The sequence below is a fragment of the Solwaraspora sp. WMMB335 genome (assembly GCF_049179075.1).
GTDB lineage: Bacteria > Actinomycetota > Actinomycetes > Mycobacteriales > Micromonosporaceae > Micromonospora_E.
Window position 1 is genome coordinate 2,971,574 of sequence record NZ_JBMHMF010000001.1, and the last position, 23,427, is coordinate 2,995,000.

Sequence of the window (23,427 nt, forward strand, 5' to 3'; positions counted from 1 at the left end):
CACCCCGGGACGGTCCAGTGCCCCGGAGCCGCAGGCCGGTGCCGGCCGGGCGACCCAGCAGTGCACGTCCACGTCACGCTCCTACGGCTGCAGGGCCTCGGTCAGTATCCGACCGGCGTCCTTGCCGTAGAACACGACCTGATTGCCCTTCCAGCGCGCGGGGAGCCCGTGCCTGACGAACTTGTCGACGTTCATCAGCATCGGCCCTTCCACCACCTGGTACCTGCCGAGCGGGTTGCCCCGGGCACCGGTGCGGTAGTGCTTCACGACGCCGGCCAGATCCGGGCTGGTCGCGGTGAGCCTCTTCGTCGCCAGGGCGTCGAGCTTCGCGTTCGGCACCTTGAAATGCAGGACCACGCCGTCCCCACCGAACCGCGGACTCCCCGCCCAGTCGGCCGCCTGCTGCCGCGACCGGGTGGTGTAGAATCCCTTGCCGAAGTCCATCTTCGACCGTGACGAGAATCCGGTGTCCACGCCGTTGGCCCGGATGTTCTCCGCCGCCTGCCGGCTGGTGCCGTGGTACAGGTCCGTGTAGCCGTCGCAGTTGTGCACCAGCACCGGCCGGTCGGCCGCCACCACGTAGTAGGTGTGGACGCCGGCGACGGTGAGGTCGTTCATCCACGTCAGGCCGGTCCAGACCCGGACCGCGGCGACCCGCTGGGTGGTTTCGCCGTCCGGGCTGCGCAGCCGGTCACCGGGACGCAGATCTTCGGCGTCGGTCCACCGCCCGGTGTCGGCGGTCCAGAACGGGTGGTGCGCGGTCGTGCTGATGACCGTACTCTCACCGGTCTCCGTGTCGGTCACCGTGACATCGGTCAACTCCCGGTCGGCGTGACCGTGCAGCACCCGCACCGGCCGGGCGGTGCTCCGCCCCGTGGTCGGGTCGGTGGCCAGCACCTCGTCACCGAGCTCGACCTCGCCGATCGGCTTACTGCTGCCGTCGGCCATCCGTACCCGGGTGTCCGGGGCGAAACTGTGCCGCACACAGCTGGCGGCCGCGTCGGCGAGGTCGTCGACCCGGCTGCCGCCGGCGCGGGCCGCGTCGTCGGCGTAGTCGGCCGCCTCCCGGGTAGCTCGGCTGGTGCCGCGTGACACCGCCCGGGACACGTCGTCGATCTTGCGCCCGACCGCCTTGCCGGCCGACGCGACAGCCTTGCCGGCCGAGGCCGCGGCCTTGCCGACACCGGTGCCGGCGACCTTCTTCGCCCCGGCGGACCCGGCCTTGCTCAACGCCTTGCCCGCTGCCGGGCCCATCATCGGCAGCGCCGCGCCCAGGCCACCGACGACACCGCCCAGGACGGCGGTGCGCAACAGCTCGACGCCGGTCTGGCCCTGCATGGCACCGGTGACCAGGGCACCGGTCACGCCGGAAGCCACCCCGCAGGCGACCGCGCCGACCCCGGTCCAGCCGATCGCGACCATGCAGGCGGCCTCGACGACGAACCCGACCAGCGCGCCGACGATGTCGGCCTTGTGCTCGACGATCCAGTCCCTGGCTGTCCGGGCCCACTGGCCGACCTGGTCGACGGCCCCTCTGACCGCCTCGGCCATCTTCTGATAGGCCTGCGACACGGCCTGCTTGACGTCGTTGAGCTTCTCGGCGATCTGCTCACGGGCCGCCTGCGCCCACTCGGAGACCTGCTCCCACGCCTGCTGCACCCCGGCCTTGACCGTGTTCCAGGCCTTCTGCACGCCGGAGGAAACCTTCTTCCAGGCGTTGCGCAGCCGCTTGCCGAAGTGACCGGTCGGGTCGGTGACAGTCAGCGAGTTGCCGTCGCCGTACTGGTAGCGGTTGGCCCGGATCGAGTCGGGCACCGGGCTGACGGTGACGCTGTCGCGGCTGTCGAACTGTCCGACGGCCGGGTCGTACCAGCGGGCGTGCATGTTGACCCGCGCCGACCGGGGATCGGTCCACTCCGACTGGTAGCCGAGGTTGCCCTCCATGCCGCTGGTCGCGGTCACCTCACCCAGCGGCGAGTAGGTGCGGTTGCCGGTCACCGACGTACCGGCGGTGTTGAACTGGGCGACGATGTCGTCGTGCAGATCGGTCCAGAACATCCGGCTGGTGCCGCCGTCCCGGACCGCGACGGCGCCGCCGTCCGGGTCACGCAGGTACTTCGCCGCGCCGTCCATGGCGAGGTCGTTGCCGAGCCCGGAGTACCGGAAGTCGCTGCGCAGCGCCCGGCCCAACGCGTCGTAGGTGTACTCCCGGGCGTTGCCGCCACCGGTCGGCTGCTGGCTGACGATCTGGTCGAAGGCGTCGGCGACCCCGACCGCGGTGGTGTTGCCGGTGACGGTCCGGTCCCGGGTGCCCCGGGCGGTGTACCGGTAGCTGGTGCCGGTGCTGTCGGAGACGAGCCGGTTACGGGCGTCGTGGACGTAGTCGGTGTCACCGACCCCGGTCCGGTTGCCGGCGGCGTCGTACCGGTAGCCGACCGTGGTGTTGCCGTCGTCCCACGAGGTGAGCCGGTCGGCCAGGTCGTAGGTGTAGGTGTTGCTCACCGTCGTCGAGCCACGGGTGACGGTCTTGCTGGTCTCGTTGCCGTTGGCGTCCCACCCATAGGTGATCGTCCCGAGGATTTGCCCGTTGGCCCGCACCAGCCGGTCGCTGGTCAGCCGATGCAGGTCGTCGTAGGCGAACACCCGCCGGTTGTTGGTGCCGCCGTAGGACATCGACGACACCGCCGACATCTCGTCGTAGGCGTAGCTGACCGACACCCCGGCGGTGCTGTTGCTCAGCGACGCCAACCGACCGGCGCTGTCGTAGCCGTACTGGGTCAGTCCGGCAACGTCGTCACGGGAGGCCATCGACCCGTCCGGGGTGTAGGTGAACGCCGCGTCCCCCGACGGACCGGTCACCGACAGCGGCAGCCCCCGGTCGTCATAGACGACCTGGTTGGTGCCGCCGGACCCGGCGAACTCCACCAACCGACCGGCCGGGTCGTAGCCGTACGTCCGGTCCGCCGTCGCCGCCTCGGCACCGGATCCGGACTGACGCACCAGCCGACCGGCGTCGTCGTAGACCAGGGTGCGGGTCACCCCGCCGGGCGCGCGCTGCGACACCGGCTGCCCGGCCGCGTCGTACACCGTGGTGTACGTCCGGTCCGCCGCGTTCGGGTACGCCGCCGTGGCCGGCTCGATCCGGGACTGCGGCAGCCCCCAGACGTTGTACGTCGTCCGGAACGCCTGCCCCCGCCCGTCGGTGAACCGGGTCGGATTGCCGGCCAGGTCGTAGCCGTACGACGACTCGATCGTGGTGCCGGCAGCCACCGGCTCGGACTGGGTGCGCGGCAGCCCGGTCGCGTCGTAGCTCAACCGGGTCGTGGTGCCCCGCGCGTCCGTCGCCGACACGGTGTTGCCGGCGGCGTCGTAGGTCCAACTCGACGTGGTCAGCGGGGCCCCGCCGGACGCCCGGTACGCCGCCGTCGCCCTCGGCTGGGACAGCGGGTCGTACGTGGTGGTGGTGTAGGTGCCGTCCGGGTTGGTCTGCTTGACCGGTCGGCCGAGGCCGTCGTGATCGACCCTGCTGGTCTGCCCGGCACCGTCGACCACACTGGTCAGCTCACCGGCGGCGGTGTAGCCGTACCCGGTGGTCACCCCCGCCGGCGTGGTCACCGCCGACAGCCGGCCCGCCGCGTCGTAGGTCATCGTGGTGGTGTGCGTCTGGCCGGTCTGGCGGACCGCCTCGCTGACGCTGGTCGTCCGGCCCAGCAGGTCGTAGCTGCTGCCGGTCAGCGCCCCGGTGGGATCGGTCACCGCCAACAGGTTCCCCGCCAGGTCGTAGCGGGCGGTCGTGGTGGCACCGTCGTTCGCCACCTGCCGCACCACCCGGCCCAGCTGGTCGTAGGTGAACCCGGTGACCCGGCCCAGCGGGTCGGTCTGCGACACGACCTGGCCGAGGCTGTCGTACGCGGCCGTGGCGACCGGCGTGACCGGCGTCGACCCGCCCGGCGGGGTGTACGCCGGCAGCCGGGTCTCGTACGGCCGGCCCGCCCGGTCGAACGCGTACCTGGTCACCGCGCCGTTCGGGTCGGACTCCGCGGTGACCTCGCCGAACGTGTTGTAGCCGATCCGCTCCACCGGCCGCGCCGTGACCACCGGATCGTCGAGTTCCCCGGTCTCGGCCTGCACCTCGGGGCCGGTCGTCACGGCCGGCCGGTCGGCCTCGTCGTAGGCCACGTTCGTGGTGTTGCCCAGCGGGTCCAGCATCGCCGTGGCCAGACCGCTGTCGTCGAGCACGTGGCTGGTCCGTGACACCGTGGCGTCGGCCGCCGGTACGGTGCCGGCGACCACCCGGTCGGCCCAGCCGGCGTCCGCCGACACGCCCTGGTACAGCTGCAGGTCGGAGATGGCCCCGTCGAGCCCGGAGCCGATCCGCAGCCCGCCCATCGCCATGCTGTCGTAGCCGGCACCGGCGCTTTCGCCGACCTTGTCGCCGTCGATGAACACGGTGAACCGGTCGGCCTGCGGGTCGACGCCGACGGCCAGGTGCTGCCACTCGCCCTCCTGCACCGTGCCTTCCCCGAAGGGACATTCGCACCGGATGATCGAGCCCATCTGCTGCTCGTTCGTGGCGACCCGCCATCCGTCGATGGTGTGGTCGAACCGGAGCTGGAAGGCGAAGTCGCGGTTTGCGGGGGACGCACTCACCCGCGCGGCACCGGGCACGGTCAGCACCGCGCCGGACTTGCCGGCGTTGTCGACCCGCACCCAGGCGGCCACCGTGTATGGCCGGGTGGTGTCCACCGCCGGGGCATCCGTGGTGATCTGCGACGACGAGGCACCGGTGAACGCCGCGACCCGCCCCCGCTCGGCGTCGTTCTCCCAGGTCACACCGGTTGCCGTACCGGGGCTGTTGCCGGCCGAGTCGGCGGCCGTCGTGCCGCTGGTCTCGGTCAGCCGCCACCGGGCCACCGGCGTCGTCGTCCGGTCCGTCGACCGGTACCGGGTCTGCGAGACCTCCCGGCCGAGGATGTCGTACGCGTGGTCGGTGACGGCCAGCGGCGCGCCGGAGCCGTCCCGGGCGACGCTGGACAGCACCTGGTCGCCCGGCGACAGCGTCGTCTCGGTGACCCGGTGCAACCCGTCGGGGTCGAGCACGCTGCGGGTCTGCCGGCCCGCCGCGTCGTACTCGTACTCCGTCACCGTCGCACCGTTGTCGGTCCGCTGCTCGACCAGGTTCCCCGCCTCGTCGTAACGGTTGTCTTCCAGCAGGAACGAACTGTCCCCGTCGGTGCGGGTGACCGACGCGGTCCGCCCGTCATCGGTGTACGTGTACCGCGTGACATAGCCCATCGCGTCCGTACTCGACGCCAACCGACCCGCCGGGTCGTACACATTCGACTCCACCACCAGATCCACCGGATCCGTCGGATCGTTGGGATCCCCGGTGTACCCCTTCAGCGTGCGCGACAGCAGGTCGCCGTTGACGTTCAGCTGGTAGGCGTTGACCGTCCCGTCCGGGTCGGTCTGCTCCACCACGTGCCCGTAGACGTCGTAGCGGTAGTCGGTGGTGGCGCCCATCGGGTCGACGGCCTGCGACCGGCGGCCGTGGTCGTCGTAGGACCATTCGCTGACCCGGGCCACGTCCCCACCGGTGGCGTCGCTGACCGTCTGCCGGGTCAGCAAGCCGTCCGGGCTGTACGCGTGCTGGGTCACCGCCGTGTGCACCGCACCGGTCACCCGGTCCGTCACCGCCGGATCGGTGCGCGTCGCCACCCGGCCCATCGCGTCGTACGTGGACGTCGTGGTCCGCCCCTGCGGGAACGACGGCGTCACCACCGTCTCGGTCAACTCCCGGCCCAACCGGTCGTACGTGTAGCTGGTGGTGGCGCCCGCCGGGTCAACCACCGTCGCGACGTCACCGGCCGAGGTGTACGTGATCAGCTGCCAACCCTTCGACGGGTCCAGCACCTTTGCGGGCAGCCCGGCCGGAACGCTCCCGCCGGTGGTGTAGGCGATCTCCGTATGCCGGCCGAGCGGATCCACCGTGCTGCGCAGGTTGCCGTTGGAGTTGTCGTAGAAGTACTGCGTCCGGTAGGTGTCGTCCTGCGCGCTGAGTGAGCCCGGCCCGCGTACCGCCGTCAGCCGGTCGCTCTTCGGGTGCGTCGGGTCGCTGCTGTAGAACGTGTAGGTGGAGTAACTGCTGGCGCACTTGTCGGCGGCCTGGTCCTGGCAGGTCACCTCCTGGATCGTGTTGCCCCGCTCGTCCTGCACCGACCGGGTCACGATCCCGTTCGGGTCGTACTCCAGGCTGGTGAACCCGCCGGTGTCGTACCCGTACAGGGTGGTGCGGCCCAGCGCGTCGGTCTGCGACACCTTCCGCCCGGACAGCAGGTCGTAGGAGTAGGACACCTGATGCCCGCCCGGGTCGGTCACCGACACGATCGTCACCGGGTTGGCCACCGTCGTGGTCTGCGCGTCGCGCGCCGCCGCGTCGGTGTGCGACGCACCGGGCGGCAGGGTGTCCGCCGGCAGCTGGCCGGCCGCCGTCTCCGACAGGGACGGCGTGTCGGTCCCGCCGCCGGTCGCGGCGGTGACCACCAGCGGCACCGTCTGCCCGACCGACCAGTGGTGCAACGCGACCTCGTCGGCACCCAACGCCCGAGGGTAGAACGCCACCTCCGCCAGCGACCCCGCGTAGTACGCCGTCGCCCCGGCGGCCAGCCCCGACCAGCCGTTGGCGGTGTACCCCGCGCCGAGATACCCCTGCCCCTGCGGGCCGGCGGCCGGCAACGCGCCGGTGCTCGACTGCACCGCCACCCCGTCGAGATACAGCACCTGCGTCGTGGCGTCGGCGGCATTGGTCGTGGTCAGTACGGCGTGGTGCCACGCGCCGTCGTTGACCGGCGACGGCGACGTCAGCGCCAACGCCCACCGCTGGTTGGCCTGGCTGGTGGCGCAGCTGCGGATGGCCAGCGCGGTGCCGTCCATGGTGGACGAGCCTGGCACCTCCAGGCAGCGGCCCGACCCGGTGTTGCGCCAACCGCCCTGGTGCGGCGTCCACTTCTGGTTGGCGCTGGTCGAGCAGGTCTGCGCCTGGACCAGCGTGCCGTTGCCGGTGGCCTGACCGGTCAGGCCCAGACACTTGTCACCCCGACGCAACTGTCCACTGCCGCCGACGTACCGCCAGCTCTGGGCGGACGTGGCGGCACAGGTGCCGACCTGCACCTTGGTGCCGTTGGTGGCCAGTTCCGCGCACTTGCCGGCGAGCCCTGACGTCAGCGGCCCAGTCGGTTCGGTCGACGGGGCCAGGCCGCGCAGCCGACCGTCGGCGTCGATCCACAACACCGGCGATCCCGCCGACGGCGTACCGCCGACCGCCGCATCCTGCGTGCCCAGCAGCACCCCGGCGGTCGCGGTCGTCCTGAACCACAGCTCCTGTGACTTCGCGCCGGTCGGCGCGACCCGGCCGCCCGGTACGGACACCAGTGACGACGTCCCGTCGAACGACACCGCGCTGCCGTCGGCGAACGGACCCGCCGCGCCCAGTGTCACCGCGCTGAACGTCGCGGTCTCCTGCCACGTCTCGTTGACCGCGTCGACCCCGGCGGCGTCACGCAGCCGCCAGTAGTCGGTGGGTGCCGAGCCCAGCACGGCCGCCGCGTACAGGGCGCTGGTGCCGGCCACCCGTGGCGTGCCCATCGTCCAGGTCCCGCCGTTGCTGTCGGTCAGCGTCGCCAGCTTTCCGGTGACCGGGTCCGTCGACAGCGACGCCACAGTCCGCCCTTCGGCGCTGGTCACCGTGGACAACTGCCAGCTCTGCGCGCGCGCCGTACCGTTGAGCTCGTCGACGTCGGCGGCGGTCAACGTCCGGTCGAAGAACGCCACGTCGGCGATCTGGCCGGTGAAGAAGTTCGCGTGCCCGGTGTTGTCGGCCGAGCCCTGATGCGGCTGGTCCGGCCAGTTCCCACCGACGAACCCGGCGCCCACGTACTCGTACGCCGACCCGCCGATGTCGAACATCTCGATCAGGCCGTCGCGGGTCGCCTGCCGGGTGCCGTCCAGGTACAGGGCCTGGCTGGCACCCGCCCCGGCCAGCACCACGTGATGCCACTGGCCGTCGTCGACCCGACCGGACGACTGCATGGTGGTGCCGGCGAAGCCGTCGTAGAACTTCGCGTGCAGCTTCCCACTCGTCCCGACGTAGATCGCCGGCGTGTAGTTGCGCGACGTCGTGCCGGCCGAGATCGGGTCGTGCTGGTAGGAGAACAGCACCCCGGCCCGCGACGACGCACCGGTGCGGAACCACATGCTGACCGACTGGTACGCGCTGTCGTTGACCAGCCCGCTGGGCAGCCGCACCCGCGACGAGGTGCCGTCGAACGCGGTCGACGTCGACGTCGACCCCGGCCACACCGTCGGCGTCACCCCAGGCGTCGTGTTCTCGTAGAACGCCACGTCGGTGCCGCCGCGTTCCAGCATGTCACTGGCGGCCCAGGTGGACCCGCCGGGTTCGTTCAACCGCCAGTACGACGACGGCGCGTGGTTGCGCACCGCGTTCGCCCCCTGGTTGGCGTCGTTGCCCCAGCCGTACGTGGTACACGCCGACGTCGGCGTGCACGCCTTCGTCAGGCGGTCGTGGCTGCCGTAGGTGTACTGCCACACGTAGCCGCTGCCGCCGGCGGTCGGCGCGTCCGTCGTCACCTTGGTGACGTGCGACCCGACCGACGGGCTGGCGGTGCCCGCCCAGGTCAGCGTCAGCGACCGGCCCGAGGCGTTGGTCAGCTTCGAGATCTGTCCGCTGCCGTTGTAGGTCGCCGTCAGGGTCCGGTCGTTGGCGTCGGTCACCGCCGTGAGCCGGAAGACCCCGCTGCCGGCGGACCGGCCGAACACGTACGTCGTGCCGTGTTTGACGGTCAGCCGGTACCCGGTGACCGACGTACCGGACCGCACCTCGGTCAGCACCTCGTAGCGCCCCGGCGGCGGCACGAACGATCCGTCCGAGGTGGGGCCGAACCCGGCCTGCGACCCGTCCGGGTAGGTCACCACGGCACTACGCAGCGCCTCGGTCGTGCTGGTCCGCCCGGTCACCTGGGCGTCCAGCAGACTCGACCAGCCCTGCCCGAACGCCCCCGACCGCCGGGTGTCCAGCGTGTTGTACGACCGGGTGATCGCCAGCTCCGGCCCCACCCCGGCCACCTGCGCGTCGGTCGCCGTGGTCGTGTAGTTGCCGATCTCCGGGTGGTAGCCCACCCCCGGGTTCTGCGCCAGCCGGGATCCCAACGCCGGCTGCGGCACCCGGGTGTAGAACGTGTACCTCGGATACCGGGCCCCGTAGACGGCACCGTCGAACGGCTGCACCACCCACGAGTACTGCTTGTTCGAGCGCAGCAGGCCGGCGGGGACGTCGTAGTAGGAGCCGGTGCCCTCGAGGACGCGAAGGACGGTGCCGGCGTCATCGTGCAGCCAGAGCTTGTAGCTCACCGTCCCGGAGTCGTCCGGGTCGTGGCCGCGCACGTACAACCGGGGGGTCAGCGTCGAGACGACCGCGCCGTGCACCGGGGAGCGCTGGCTCACCTGCGGCGGCAGGTTGGCCGTCATGGTCAGTTCCAGTCGGGGCGCGTAGGCCCCGTTGCCGTAGTTCGCCGAGGTGAACCTCGCCCCGGCGGCCAGGAACTGTTCGTCGTCGATCAGCGCCAGACCGAGGTTGCGCTGCCCGAGCGCCCACCCGGAGATCAGCTCACGGACGTCGACCTGCACCCACTGGCCGGACGTCGGGCCCGCCGACGGGTTGGCGCACGCCTGCCCGTTGTCGGTGTAGTAGCGGTACCGCACCGAGCCCGGTTCGAGGTCCGGCCCGGGCAGCGCGGCGGTCGCCAGCTCACCGACCGTCCACTCCTGATCGACCAGGCCGACCTGCAGGTCCTTGACGTCGCAGCGCACCCGGTGGTTCAGAAACAGCCGCAGGTACGCCGAGGCGATGATCGGCTTGGCGTCGGTCACCGCAGCCGAGATGTCGAAGTTGAGGAACGTCCGGGAACCGACTCCCCCGCTGTACCCCACCTGCAGGTGGTTGCCGTTCTGCACGGTCGCGCCGGTGGCCGGGTCGGAGTCGACGAACACGTCCCCGTCCGGGCCGGTCGTCACCGTCGGATCCACCCGTACCGGGAACACCCGTGCCGGGTCGGCGAGCCACGACCGGTCGGCGACCAGCTTCAGTGCCGGCCCGCCGTCGACCTCGGTCAGCTCCATCGTGACGGCCGCCGACTGCGCGGGCAGCCCGGTCTTCGCGTCCACCGATGAGTCCTGCATGTACGCCGGCGGGATCGACGCCACCACCGCGCCGGCGTCGTCGACCAGCTCGACCGACCCGGCCGACCCGGCCGACCCGGCCGACCCGCTGCGGGCCGTCACCCCCTGCAGAGCCAGCGGGAACACCCACGCCGACCCGGCCTGTGGCGACGCCAGGATCAGCGTCTCCTTCACCCCGTCCGGCCGGGCCACCAGCTCCAGGTCCGTGCCCGGCAGCACCTGCCGGTACGTCGCCGTCGCGCCGTCGACCTCCGGGGTCACCGCCGCCGCACCGGCCAGGCTCCACCCGAGTGCGCCACCGCCGGGCAGCGGCAACTCGACCAGCGGCTCCCCCGCCGCCGTGCCGGATGCCGCTGCCCCCGCCCCGGACGCCGCAGCGTCCGCCGTACCGGATGTCGACCCCAGTGACACCCCCAGCGGGTTGTCGGTGACCCCCCACCGGTCACCCCGACGCACCAGGGTCGGATCGATCGGCCGCCACGACCCGTCCGCCGCCCGGTAGTTGACCTGACCGGTGCTCAGCTGCGCCGTCGTCGAACCGTCGGCGTTGTCGTACACCGTCATGGTCGACCGTGACGACCGGGCGTCGCGGCGGCTCGTCGCCGGATCGTGGCGCGCCGCCGTCACCGGCGTCACCGACTCGTCCGCCGCCGGCTGGCCGGCGTACCCGGGCAACCCGTCGACCAGCCGCTGCGCGGTGCCGGCGCCACCGTCGGCCCGGGTCGCCGCCGCCGAGGTGTACCCGCCGGGGCCGGCACCGTCGCCGACCGGCGACACCGTGAGCTCAGCCGCCGCCGGGCCGCCCCATGGCAACCAGCCCGGCCGATCGGTGATCCACGACGTCAGCCACCCCACCGGAAACTCACCGTCGGCGGGCACCGCCCCCGGCGGCACCGACGATGACAACCCCACCAGCGCCGCGGCCACCACCGCGACCCCACCGGCGGACCGCCGCCACCGGGCGAACGTCCGGGTGGTCCCTGTTCGACGGCGCTGCGGCTCCTGGCTCGTTCCCATCAGTGGCGGCCTTTCTCGCTGCGGTACGCCGTTCGCCCAGTTAGGACCAAAACAGATCGTGCCGGCTCGGGGCCGCCGAGTAATGAGGGAAATCTGAGGAAGCTGTTGGGGAATACCAGGGAAGCGCTGAGCGTGCGCCAGCAGCCAGCCGGGCATGATGGACAGAGTGCGTGGTGCTGGCGGCGATGAAGCTGGAACAGCCGATCAACGCGCCTAAGGCCGGCATGGTCAGCGGCCTGGCCGCCGAGGTCGGCGCCGGTGCCACGATCTGCTCGATCAGCTGACCTCACTCACCAGAACCGGTCGCCGTCGTGGACCAGGCAGTACGCCTCGTCACGATCGCCTCCGACGCGGTACGCGTCGGCGGGAACACCCACCGCCCGTAGTCGTGCGGTCAGCTCCGACGCCTCTGAGGTACTGCTGTCGGGCGGGCCGGACCACGTGCCGGCGGCGTGCGCGAAGGTCCTCACCGCGTTGGGCTGAGACCCCCCACCGCCGGCACACCACACCCCGGGTTCAGGATCTGGTCGTCCAGTGGCCGGACTGCCGGGAGGGCGCGGGCCGGGGAACCCAGTCCGACCGGTCGGCGTCGTCGCTCCAGTCCGGTACCTCGCCGAAGTAGATGATCATCGCCCAGTAGCGCCGGTCCTCGTGCAGGACGATCTCGTCGTCGCCGGAGAAGTCCTGCCCGTGCCACTGCTCGTTGATCCGGGCGACGGCTTCGGCACGCGAGATGCCGAACAACTCGACCATCTCGGCCGCCGTCGCGTCCAGCAACTCCCGGACCTCGACCGACAGGTCCATCTGATAGACGTCCATCGTCCTTCTCCTACGGCTGCAGGGCGTCGGTGAGCACCTGGCCGGCGTCCCTGCCGTAGAAGACGACCTGGTTGCCGGACCAGCGGGGCGGAGCCCCCGACCTCAGAAATCCGTCGACGTTCATGAGCATGGGCCCCTCGACCACATCGTAGCTATTTGACAGGTTTCCTCCGGCACCGGTGCGGTAGCGGCGTACGGTGTTGGTCAGGTCTCGGCCGCCGCGCCGGTTGAACGTCTTCGTGAGCATGGCGTTGAGTCTCGCGGTCGGCACCCTGAAGTGGAGAACCACCCCGTCCCCGCCGAATCGCTTGCTGGCCCACTTCTGTGCCTGCTGCTGGGAACGGGTGGTGTAGAAGCCCTTGCCGAAGTCCATTCTCGACCGGTTGGAGAAGTTCGGGTTCACGCCGTTGTTCCGAATGTTGTCCGCCGCCTGCCGGCTGGTGCCGTGGTACAAGTCCGTGTAGCCGTCGCAGTTGTGCACCAGCACCGGCCGGTCGGCCGCCACCACATAGTAGGTGTGGACGCCGGCGACGGTGAGGTCGTTCATCCACGTCAGGCCGGTCCAGACCCGGACCGCGGCGACCCGCTGGGTGGTTTCGCCGTCCGGGCTGCGCAGCCGGTCACCGGGACGCAGATCTTCGGCGTCGGTCCACCGGCTGGTGGTGGCATTCCACAACGGGTGGTGCGCGGTCGTCTCCACGACCGTGCTCTCCCCGGTCTCCGTGTCGGTCACCGTGACATCGGTCAACTCCCGGTCGGCGTGGCGGTGCAGCACCCGCACCGCCCGCGCGGTGGTCCGCCCCGTGGCCGGGTCGGTGGCCAGCACCTCGTCGCCGAGCTCGACCTCGGCGATCGGCTTACTGCTGCCGTCGGCCATCCGCACCCGGGTGTCCGGGGTGAAGCTGTGCCGCACACAGCTGGCGGCCGCGTCGGCGAGGTCGTCGACCCGGCTGCCGCCGGCGCGGGCCGCGTCGTCGGCGCGGTCGGCCGCCTCCCGGGTGGACCGGCTGGAGCCGCGGGACACCGCCCGGGACACGTCGTCGGCCTTGCGGCTGACCGCCCGGCTGAACGACCGGGCCCCGGCGGCAGCCTTCGCACCGACCCGGGCGCCGGCCTTGCCGACGCTCGTGCCGGCGACCTTCTTCACGCCGGTGGAGGCGGCCTTGCTCAACGCCTTGCCGGCGACCGGGCCCATCATCGGCAGGGCGGCGCCGAGACCACCGGCCAGGCCGCCGATCACCGCGTCCTGCAGCAGCTCCATGCCGGTCTTGCCCTGCATTCCGCCGGTCACCAGGGCACCGGTGATACCGCCGACCATGCCGCAGGCGACCACGCCGACACCGGTCCAACCGATCGCGACCAGGCAGCCGGCCTCGACGACCATGCCGACGATCGCGCCGACGATCTCGGCCTTGTGTTCGACGATCCAGTCCCGGGCCGTACGGGCCCACTGGCCCACCTGTTCGGCGGCGGCTTTCAGCGCCTCACCGGCCTTGATCAGATCCTGATAGCTCTGCTCCACCGTCTGCCTGATGGCGTTGCCCGCCTCGACGAGCTGCTCCTGCGTCCACCTGGTGGCCGCCCCCAGGGTCTCGCCGACCCAGTCGAGGAAGTCGGTGAAGTCTTCGTACCGGTCGCCGACCCAGTCGACGGCGTCGTCCCACCTGTCGCCGGCCCAGTCGGTGAAGTCGTCCCAGCCCCTCGTCAGCCGTTCTCCGACGTGGCCGGTGGGGTCGGCCACCGTCAACGGGCTGCCGTCGCCGTACTGGTACCGGTTGCCCCGGATCGAGTCCGGCACCGGACTGACGGTCAGGCCGTCGCGGGCACCGAACTGCGCGGTGACCGGGTCGTACCAGCGGGAGTGCATGTTGACCTGCCCGCTGCGGATGTCGGTCCACTCCGACTGGTAGCCGAGGTCACCGAGCATGCCACTGTCCGCGGTCACCTCACCCAACGGCGAATAGGTGCGGCTGCCGGTCACCGTCGCCCCGGCCGGGTTCAGCTGGGCGACCACGTCACCGTGCAGATCCGTCCACACCAACCGGCGCGTGGTGTTGTGCCGCGCCCCGACCACACCACCACCCGGATCCCGGGTGAAGAACGCGTTGGAACTGTCCCGGGCGAGGTGGTTACCGAGACCGGTGTACTCCCAGCCGTCCCGAAACGCCCGACCCAACCCGTCGTAGTCGAACACCCGGGCGTTACCACCCGCCGGAGTGTGCTCGACCACCTGGTCGAACGCGTCCGACACCGTCGCCGCCCCACCGGCCGAGCTGCGGGTGCCCCGCGCCGTGTACTGGTAGCCGACACCGGTACTGTCCGACACGAGGCGGTTACGGGCGTCGTAGGCGTAGTCGACGTCGCCGACCCCGGTCCGGTTCCCCGCCTTGTCGTAGCGGTAGCCGACCGTCGTGTTCCCGTCGTCCCACGACGTCAACCGGTCAGCCAGATCGTAGGTGTAGGTGTTGACCGTCGTGGACGAGCCACGGGTGACGGTCTTGCTGGTCTCGTTACCATTCGCGTCCCAGCCGTACGTGATCGACGCGATCTTCGACCCGCCCGAGGACACCAGCCGGTCGCTAATCAACCGGTGCAGATCGTCGTAGGCGAACACCCGCCGGTTGGTGGTACCGCCGAAGGTCATCGACGACACCGCCGACATCACGTCATAGCTGTAGCCGATGGCGGTGCCCATGTCGGCGTTGTCCACCGACGCCAAGCGGCCCGCACCGTCGTACCCGTACTGCGTCAACCCGGCCGCGTCGTCGCGCGACGCCATCAACCCGTCGGGCGTGTAGGTGAACGACGCGTCGCCGGACGGTCCGGTCACCGACAACGGCAACCCCCGGTCGTCGTACACGACCTGATTGCTGCCACCCGGCGCGGAGAACTCCACCAGCCGACCCGCCGCGTCGTAGCCGTACGTCCGGTCCTGCGTCGCGGCCTCCGCGCCGGAGCCGGACTGGCGGGCCAGCCGGCCGGCGTCGTCGTAGACCAGGGTGCGCGCCACCCCGCCGGGCACCCGCTGCGACACCGGCTGACCGGCCGCGTCGTACACCGTGGTGAACGTCCGGTCCGCCGCGTCCGGGTACGCCGCCGTCGCCGGCTCGATCCGCGACTGCGGCAACCCCCACACGGTGTACGTGGTCCGGAACGACCGCCCCTCCCCGTCGGTGAACCGGGTCGGATTCCCCGCCAGGTCGTAGCCGAACGTCGACTCGATCGTCGTCGTCGCGTCCACCGGCTCCCGCTGGGTCCGCAGCAGACCCGTCGCGTCGTAGCCGAACCGGGTCACCGTGCCGCGTGCGTCCGTCGCCGACACCACGTTGCCCGCCGCGTCATAGGTCGAGGCAGCCGTCGCCAACGCGCTGCTGCCACCGGCCGCGTACGCCGCCGCCGACACCGGCCGCGACAACATGTCATAACCCGTCGTCGTGTACGTACCGTCCGGATTCATCTCCCTCACCGGCCGACCCAGGCCGTCGTGGACGACACCGCGGGTCTGCCCCGCGCCGTCGACCACAACTGTCAGCTCACCGGCCGCGTTGTAGCCGTACCCGGTGGTCACCCCCGCCGGCGACCGCACCGACGACAACCGCCCGGCGACGTCGTAGCCCACCGTCGTGGTGTGCACCTGACCGGTCTGCCGCACCGCCTCACTCACACTCGTGACCCGACCCAGGAAGTCGTAGCCACTACCCGCCACCGCACCCGTCGGATCCGTGGCCGCCAGCAGGTTGCCCGCCAGGTCGTAGCGCGCCGTCGTCGTGCCGCCGTCCGGCGCCACCTGGGTCACCACCCGACCCAACTGGTCGTAGTCGAACTCCGTCACCCGGCCCAACGGATCCGTCTGCGACACCACCTGACCGAGGCTGTCGTACACCGCCGACGCCACCGGCGTCACCGACGACGACCCACCCGGCGGCGTGTACGCCGGCAACCGCACCTCCACCGGCCGACCCACCCGATCCACCCCGTACGTCGTCACCGCCCCGTTCGGATCCGAGGCCGAAACCACCTCACCGAACGTGTTGTAACCGACCCGGGCCACCGGCCGGGCCGTCACCACCGGACCATCCAACTCACCGGTTTCCGCCTGCACCTGCGGACCCGTCGTCACCACCGCCCGGTCGGCCTCGTCGTACTCGACGAACGTGGCGTGACCCAACGGATCGATCACCGACGTCGCCAGACCTGCGTTGTCGACCACGTAACTGGTCCGCGACACCCCCGCGTCCGCCGCCGGCACCGCACCCGCCATCACCCCGGCGGCCCAGTCGTCGTCGTTCGGCACCCCCTGATACACCTGCAGATCAGAGATCGCCCCCTCGTGGCCGTCGCCGATCCGCACCCCGCCGGCCGCCACGCTGTGGAAGCTGCTGCCGGTGAAGTCGTCGACTTTCTCGCCGTCGAGAAACACGATCCACCGGCCAGCCTGCGGGTCCACGCCCACCGCCAGGTGCTGCCACTCGCCCGCCTGCATCAAGCCCTGCCCGAAGGTGCGGCTGGGTACTGTGTAGGCACCGCCTTTGAACACGAGCTGCTCGGTCGCCAGCGCCCGCCACGCGTCGACGGTGTGGTCGTAGTTGAGTGCGAACGCGGGTGCGCCCCGCTCGGCCACGTTCGTCCGGGCGAGGCCCGGCATCGCCAGCACCGAGGCGGAGTACCGCAGATCGTCCAATCGCACCCAGGCAGCGACCGTGTACGGCCGGGTGGTGTCCACCACCGGCGCATCGGTCGTGATCAACGACGACGACCCATTGAACGACGCGACCCGACCCCGCTCGGGATCCGACGCCCAGACCACGTCCGTGGCCGTACCCGGACTGTTCCCCGCCGAGTCGACCGCCGTCGTCCCACCCGTCTCGTCCAACCGCCACCGCGCCACCGGCGTCACCGACCGGTCCGCCGACAGGTAGCCCGTCTGCGACACCGGCCGGCCCAACACGTCGTAGGCGTAGTCGACGACCGACAACGCCTCCCCCGCAGCGTCCCGATCCACCCGCGACAACACCTGGTCGGTCCGGGACAGCGTCACCTCGGTCACCCGATCCAGGCCGCCCGGATCCAGCACGCTGCGCACCTGCCGGCCCGCCGCGTCGTAGGCGTACGCCGTGACGGTCCGCCCGTTGTCGGTGACCTGCTCGACCAGGTTCCCCGCCGCGTCGTAACCGTTGCTCTCCAGCAGGAACGAACTGTCCCCGTCCGAGCGGGTCACCGACGCGGTCCGCCCGTCATCGGTGTACGTGTACCGCGTCACATGGCCCATCGCGTCCGTGGTCGACGCCAACCGACCCGCCGGGTCGTACACATTCGACTCCACCACCAGATCCACCGGATCCGTCGGATCATTCGGATCCCCGGTGAACCCCTTCACCGTCCGCGACAACACATTGCCGTTGACGTCCACCTCGTAGGCGTTCACCACCCCGTCCGGATCGATCTGCTCCACCAGATGCCCGTACACGTCATAGCCGTAGCTGGTCACCGCCCCCTCGGCGTCCACCGACGCCGACCGACGCCCACCCCCGTCATACGACCACGTACTGACCCGGGCCACATCCCCACCGGACGCGTCACTGACCCGCTCCTCCGCCAGGAACCCGTCCACGCTGTACGAGTAACGCGTCACCGCCCGGTGCACCGCACCGGACACCCGGTCCGTCACCGCCGGACCCGTCCGCGTCACCACCCGACCCACCGAGTCGTACGTGTACGACGTCGTCCGCCCCTGCGGGTACGACGACGTCACCACCGTCTCCGTCAACGTCCGGCCCAACCCGTCGTACGTGAACGTCGTCTCCGCACTCGCCGCGTCCGACACCCACGCCACGTCACCCGCCGAGGTGTACGTGATCGTCTGCCAGCCCTTCGACGGATCCAGCACATGCCACGGCAGACCGGCCGGGGCGGGCCCACCGTCGACCGCGGGCACCTCCGTACCGTCGGTGTATTCGATCTCCGTCTTCCGGCCGAGCGGGTCCCGCACGGTGTGCAGGTTGCCGGAGTTGTCGTAGGCGTACGTCGTCAGGTAGGTGTCGTCCTGCGCACTCTGCGAGCCCGGCCCCCGCACCTTGGTCAGGCGGTCGCTCCTCGGGTGCGTCGGGTCGCTGCTGTAGAAGCTGTAGGTGTAGTAGCTGCTGGAACACCTGTCGGCGGCCTGGTCCTGGCAGGTCACCTCCTGAATGGTGTTGCCCCGCTCGTCCTGCACCGACCGGGTCACGTGCCCGTTCGGGTCGTACACCAGGCTCGTGAACCCACCCGTGTCATAGCCGTACAACGTCGTCTGACCCAACGCGTCGGTCTGCGACACCTTCCGCCCGGACACCAGATCGTACGAGTACGACACCTCGTTGCCACCCGGATCGGTCACCGACACGATCTTCACCGGATTCGACACCGTCGTCGTCTGCTCGTCCCGCGCCGCCTCGTCGACCCGCACCGCACCCGGCGGCAACGCCTCGACCGGCAACGCTCCCGCCGCCGTATCCGACAACCGGGCTTCGACAGCCCCGTCACCAGCCGCGGTCACCACCAACGGCACCGCCCGACCCACCGACTGGTAATGCAACGCCACCTCGTCCGCGCTCAACGTCCGGTCGTAGAGCGCGACCTCCGCCAACGCACCCGCGTAGTACGCCGTCGAGTCCGAGGGCAGCCCCGACCAACCGTTACCCGTGTACCCCGCACCCAGATACCCGTGGCTGAGCCTTTCGACCCCGCCGGCCAGGGAGCCGGTGCTGGCCTGCACCCGCACACCGTCCAGGTACAACGCCTGGACGGTGTCATCGTCGGCGGCGGTCTTGGTCAGCACCGCGTGGTGCCACTTGCCGTCGTTGACCGGCGCCGCCGACACCAACGCCAACGCCCACCACTGATTGGCCTGGTCGTTGCAGGTGCGGATCGCCAGCTGGGTGCCGTCCGTGGTCGACGAGCCCGGCACCTCCAGACACCGGCCCGCCCCCGAGTTGCGCCACCCGTTCCCGGACGTTCCCCACTTCTGGTTCGCGCTGCTCGAACAGGTCTGCGCCTGGACCGGGGTGCCGTTGCCGGTCGCCTGACCTGCCAGGCCCAGACACTTGTCACCCCGACGCAGCTGCCGACTGCTGCCGACGTAGCGCCAGCTCTGCGCCGTCGCACCGTCGCAGGTGCTCAGTTGCACCTTCGTGCCGTCGGCCGCCAACTCGGCGCACTTGCCGGCGAGCCCCGACGTCAGCGGCCCGGTCGGATCCACCGACGCGGACAGCCCCCGCAACCGGCCGTCGAAGTCGATCCACAACACCGGCGACCCCACCGACGGCGCACCGTCCACCGCCGCGTCCTGCGCCCCCGCCAGCACATCGCCGGTCCCCGTGGTCCTGAACCAGAGCTCCTGAGACCGCGTCCAGGCCGGCGCCAACCGCTCCCCCGGCACCGACACCAGCGACGATGACCCGTCGAACGACACCGCCGTGCCGTCCGCGAACGGACCCGCCGCCCCCAACGTCACCGAATTGAACGTCGCGGTGGTCTGCCAGGTCTCGTTGACCGCCTGAACACCGGCCGCATCCCGCAACCGCCAGTAGTCCGTCGGCGCGGACCCCAGCACCGCCGCCGCGTACACCCCGCTCGTCCCCGCCACCCGCGGCGTCCCCAACGCCCAGGTCCCACCGTTGCTGTCGGTCACCGACGCCAGCTTCCCGGTCACCGAGTCCATCGACAACGACGCCAGCGTCCTGCCTTCGGAGCTGGTCACCTTCGACAACTGCCGGCTCTGACCCCGCGCCGTCGCGTTGATCTCAGTGACCTCGGCCGAGGTCAACGTCCGGTCGAAGAACGCCACATCGGCGATCTGCCCGTCGAAGAAGTTCGCCTGCCCGTGGTAGTTCGGCGAACCATGATGCGGCTGGTCCGGCCAGTTCCCGCCGACGAAACCCGCACCCACGTACTCATGCGCCGACCCACCCACGTCGAACATCTCGATCAGGCCGGTGCGGCCCGCGTGCCGGAGCCCGTCCACATACAGCGACTGACTCGAGCCGGCCCCGGCCAGCACGACGTGATGCCACTGCCCGTCGTCCACCCGACCGGACGACTGCATCGTCGTCGAGTTGCCGTCGTAGAACTTCGCGTGCAACTTCCCACTCGACCCGACATAGATCGACGGCGTGTAGTTGCGCGACGTCGTACCGTCCGAGATCGGATCATGCTGGTACGAGAACAACACCCCCGCCCGGGACGCCGTCCCCGTCCGGAACCACAGACTGACCGACTGGTACGCACTGTCGTTGACCAGCCCGCTCGGCAACCGCACCCGCGACGACGTGCCGTCGAAGTCGGTCGACGTCGACGTCGATCCCGGCCACACCCCCGGCACCCCACCCGCCGACGTACCCTCGTAGAACGCCACATCGGTGCCGCCGTTGTCCAGCATGCTGCTGGCCGCCAGGGTCGACCCGGACGGTTCGTTCAACCGCCAGAACGACGACGGCGCGTGGTTCAGCACCGCGTTCGCCCCCTGGTTGGCGCTGTTACCCCAGGAATACGTGGTGCACGACGCCGTCGGCGGACACACCTTCGTCAACCGGTCATGGTTACCGTACGTGTACTCCCACACGTAGCCACTGCCACCGGCGGTCGGCGCGTCCGTCGTCACCCGGGTCACATGGGACCCGGCCGACGGACTCGCCGTCCCCGCCCACGTCAGCGTCAGCGACCGTCCCGACGCGCTGGTCAGCTTCGACACCAGCCCACTGCCGTTGTAGGTCACCGTCAGGGTCTGGTAGTTGGCGTCCGTCACCGACGTGACCTTGAACGCGCCGCCACCGGCCGCCCGGCCGAACACGTACGTCGTCCTGTGCTTGACGGTCAACCGGTACCCGGTCACCGTGGCGCCGGACTTCACCGCGGTCAGCACCTCGTACCGCCCCGGCGGCGCCACGAACGACCCGTCCCTCCTCGGCCCGAACACCGCCTCCGACCCGTCCGGATACCGCACCACCACACCCAGCACCGCACCCGCCGAGTTCGTCCGCTCGGTCACCCGCGCGTCCAACAGACTCGACCAGCCCTGCCCGAACGCCCCCGACCGACGGGTATCCAACGTGTTGTACGACCGGGTGATCTCCAGCGCCGGCCCTACCCCCGCCACCTGCGCATCCGTCACCGCAGACGTGTAGTTGCCGATCTCCGGGTGGTAACCCACCCCCGGGTTCTGCACCAACCGGGATCCCAACGCCGGCTGCGGAGCCCGCGTGTAGAACACGTACTTCGGATAGCGGGCGCCGAAGACAGCCCCGTCGAACGGCTGCACCGCCCACGAGTACTGCTTGTTTGTCTCCAACAACCCGACCGGGACGTCGTAGTACGACTTGGTGCCCTCGTTGACGTGGATGACGGTCCCGGCGCTGTCGTAGAGCCAGACCTTGTAGCGCACGGTGCCGGACTCGTCGAAATCGCGACCCCGCACGTACAACCGGGGCGTCAACGTCGACACCACCGCACCGTGGGTCGGCGCCCGCTGGTCCACCTGCGGCGGCAGGTTGTTCGACAAGGTCAGCTGCAATCGCGGCGCGTAGTCACCGCCGGCATAGTTGGCCGAAGCGAACAAGGCCGCCGCCGCCTCAGACCAGTGTTCCTCGTCCAACAACGCCAGACCAAGATTGGGCTGACCGAGCGCCCAGCCCGAAATCAGTTCCCGGACGTCGACCTCGACCCACTGGCCGACGGACGGATTCGGGTTCGGGTTCTCACATGCCCGCCCGTTGTCGGTGTAGTACTGGTAGTGACCCGGCCCCAGGTCGATCTTCGGCCCCGGGTAGGCGGCGGTCCGCAGATCCCCGACGCTCCACTCCTCCTCGACCAGCCCGACCTTGATCCGTTGGACGTCACACCTCGCCCGGTAGTTCAGGTACAGCCGCAGGTTCGCCGAGGAGACGAACCAGCCCGCCTTCGCAAACTCCGATGGGATGGTGAACTTGAGAAACGTCCGGGACAGGACGTCATCCTGATCCTGGAATCCGATCGCGAGACGGTCGCCGTCCTGTACGGCCGGGCCGGTGTCCGGATCGGTGTCGACGAACACGTCCCCGCGCGTCGAGATCAGCGCGCCCACGTCCGCCCGTGCCGGGAACACCCGCGCCGGATCCGTCAACCACTCCCGGTCGGCCACCAGCTTCAGCGCCGGACCATCGTCGACCTCCACCAACTCCATCGCCACCGCCGCCGACCGCGCCGGCAACCCTGTTTCCGGATCGACCGACGAATCCTGCATGACCGCCGGCAGAATCGACCCCACCACCGACCCCGCGTCGTCGACCACATCGACCGACCCGCCGTCACCGGCCCGGACCGACACCCCGTCCAGCGTCAGCGGAAACACCCACTCCGACCCAGCCTGCGGCGAGGCCAACACCAGCCCCTGCTGCACTCCGTCCGGCCGCGCCACCACCTCCAGATCGGTGTCCGCGAACACCTCCGCGTACGTGGCCGTCCTGCCGTCGACCGCCGGTACCACCGCCGCCGCACCCGCCAGACCCCAGCCCACCGACCCGCCACCCGGCAGCGACAACTCCACCAACGACTCACCGGCAGCAGCGCCCGCCAGCGACAGACCCAGCGAGTTCTCCTTCACCACCCACCGGTCACCCCGACGCACCAACGTCGAATCCACCGGCCGCCACGAACCATCCGCCGCCTCGTAGTTGACCCGCCCCGTACTCAACTCCACCGACGTCGAACCATCCGCATTGGCGTACACGTCCGCGTCCGGCCCCGACACCGCCGCGTCCCGCACACTCGACTCCGGATCGAACCGGCCCACCGTCACCGGCGACACCGACCCGGCCACCACCGGCTCCCCCGCGAACCCCGACAGACCCTCCACCAACCGCTGCGCCGAACCCGCCCCACCCGACTCCCGCGTCACCGCCGACCCCACGTACCCACCCGCACCAGCACCGTCACCGACCCGCGCCGCCGGCAACTCCACCGCCGACCCACCCCACGGCAACCACCCCGACCGACCCGTGAACCACGACGACAACCACCCCACCGGAAACCCACCGTCCGCCGGCACCGCACCCGGCGGCACCGACGACGACAACCCCACCAGCGCCGCGACCACCACCGCGACCCCACCCGCCCACCGCCGCCACCGAGCAGACGAACGCGACGTCCCAGCACCACGCCCACAGCGCAGATCACGGTTCGCAGACATCAGCGACGACCTCTTTCACACATCGAAACGACGGTCCAGCGACGCCGGACCAGAACAGATCGTCCATGCCCGACGCCCCCGAAACCTGATTGATTTCTGAGGATTGCCTGCGGGAATTTCCAAGGGGATTTCTGAGGATT

5 protein-coding genes are annotated in these 23,427 nt (G+C 70.7%); 1 reads left to right on the plus strand and 4 read right to left on the minus strand.

Features of this window, described 5'->3' with window-relative positions; translation table 11 throughout:
* Window positions 1-81: 81 nt before the first annotated feature.
* Window positions 82-11,271 (minus strand): LamG-like jellyroll fold domain-containing protein, encoded by an 11,190-nt coding sequence (locus ACN27F_RS12730; RefSeq protein WP_421433557.1) that lies wholly within the window; start codon window positions 11,269-11,271, stop codon window positions 82-84.
* A gap of 170 nt (window positions 11,272-11,441) precedes the next feature.
* Between ACN27F_RS12730 and ACN27F_RS12735 the strand changes: the two genes are divergently transcribed.
* The gene (locus tag ACN27F_RS12735; RefSeq protein WP_421433559.1) at window positions 11,442-11,555 is read left to right on the plus strand and encodes a biotin/lipoyl-containing protein; all 114 of its coding nucleotides are present in this window, start codon (window positions 11,442-11,444) and stop codon (window positions 11,553-11,555) included.
* A gap of 6 nt (window positions 11,556-11,561) precedes the next feature.
* On the opposite strand, the gene ACN27F_RS12740 is transcribed toward ACN27F_RS12735, so the two are convergent.
* Genes ACN27F_RS12740 through ACN27F_RS12750 form a run of 3 tightly spaced genes read right to left on the minus strand, consistent with a single transcriptional unit; the run spans window position 11,562 to window position 23,197 of the window.
* Window positions 11,562-11,741 (minus strand): hypothetical protein, encoded by a 180-nt coding sequence (locus ACN27F_RS12740; protein ID WP_421433561.1) that lies wholly within the window; start codon window positions 11,739-11,741, stop codon window positions 11,562-11,564.
* Window positions 11,742-11,787: 46 nt separating this feature from the next.
* Window positions 11,788-12,090: a hypothetical protein gene (locus tag ACN27F_RS12745; RefSeq protein ID WP_421433562.1), complete on the minus strand. Its 303-nt coding sequence runs from the start codon at window positions 12,088-12,090 to the stop codon at window positions 11,788-11,790.
* A gap of 10 nt (window positions 12,091-12,100) precedes the next feature.
* A complete protein-coding gene (locus tag ACN27F_RS12750) occupies window positions 12,101-23,197 on the minus strand; it encodes a LamG-like jellyroll fold domain-containing protein (protein ID WP_421433563.1) in 11,097 nt (3,698 codons plus the stop codon).
* Window positions 23,198-23,427 lie beyond the last annotated feature (230 nt).

Excerpts from the sequence above, each read along its gene's own strand:
- ACN27F_RS12730 (WP_421433557.1), bottom strand. The coding sequence starts at position 11,271 with ATGGGAACGAGCCAGGAGCCGCAGCGCCGTCGAACAGGGACCACCCGG.
- ACN27F_RS12745 (WP_421433562.1), bottom strand. The coding sequence starts at position 12,090 with ATGGACGTCTATCAGATGGACCTGTCGGTCGAGGTCCGGGAGTTGCTG.